Raw genomic sequence first — 1,069 nt, forward strand, 5'->3', positions numbered from 1 at the left:
AGAGGCTGTCCGAGATCCCGGCGGAGCCGGGTGGTGTATGAGAGCACGTATTTGTTGAATGTATGAGGCTCCTGGTAGAGCAGCGGTTGTCTACGCCATCCGCACTACCAGGAGCCGTCGTGAAGTCTGCCATCTTGTCGTCCGTTCCAGCCAGCCCGATGCAGCCAGCTGGGGCGATATGCCGGGCTTGTGGCGTGGACTGTACGACCGTGGCGGTCGGCCGTCCTCGGCGCTACCCGTCTGACCTGTGCGATAGCGAGTGGGTGTTGATCGCTGCGCTGTTGCCGACGCCGGCGGCCGATACCCTCGGCGGTGGACGGCCGGAAGTTCACTGCCGCCGGACGATCATCGACGCGATCTTCTACGTGGCTGACAACGGCTGCAAGTGGCGGGCGCTCCCGATCGATTTTCCGCCCCGCTCCACCGTGCACGGCGTCTTCACGAAGTGGCGTAAGCAGGGTGTTTGGGATGCGATGAACGATGCGCTGCGAGATCGGGAGCGGGTCCGGGCCGGCCGGAAGGCCGAGCCGACTGCGGCGGTCATCGACTCGCAGTCGGTGCGTGCGGCCGAGACGGTAGGCAAGGACAGTCGGGGCTGGGACAACGCGAAGAAGGTAGGAGGAAGAAAGCGGCATATCGCTGTGGACGTGCTGGGTCTGCTGCTAGTGGTGCACGTCACGGCCGCGAACGTCCAGGACCGGGACGCGGCGTTCTTCCTGCTCCAGCGGATGCGGATGCTCTACGGCAAGATCTCCCTGGTGTGGGCCGACAGCGGCTATGACTACGGCAAGCTCATCGATGGCGCGAGGCGGATTCTGCGCTTGACGGTGCAGATCGTGCGGCGCACCGATGACATGACCGGGTTCGTGGTGCTGCCGCGCAGGTGGATCGTCGAGCGTACGTTGTCATGGATCTGTCAGAGACGGCGCTGTGTCAGGGACTATGAGCGCCTTCCGGAGAATCACGAGGCGATGGTCACGATCAGCATGATCATGTTGATGGCGCGTCGCCTCGCCAGGCCACGCACGGTGCTATCACGCGCAGCCTGACGGGATCTCGGACAGCCTCT

General features: G+C 64.3%; 1 protein-coding gene. It reads left to right on the top strand.

The annotated features are described in order from the left end of the window. Nucleotides 1-209 precede the first annotated feature (209 nt). Complete coding sequence (locus IZR01_RS49275) at nt 210-1,049, top strand: IS5 family transposase (RefSeq protein ID WP_323746800.1); 840 nt, start codon at nt 210-212, stop codon at nt 1,047-1,049. The last annotated feature ends 20 nt before the right edge of the window (nt 1,050-1,069 follow it).

It is taken from the genome of Catenulispora pinisilvae (genome assembly GCF_015356865.1).
Taxonomy (GTDB): Bacteria; Actinomycetota; Actinomycetes; order Streptomycetales; family Catenulisporaceae; genus Catenulispora; species Catenulispora pinisilvae.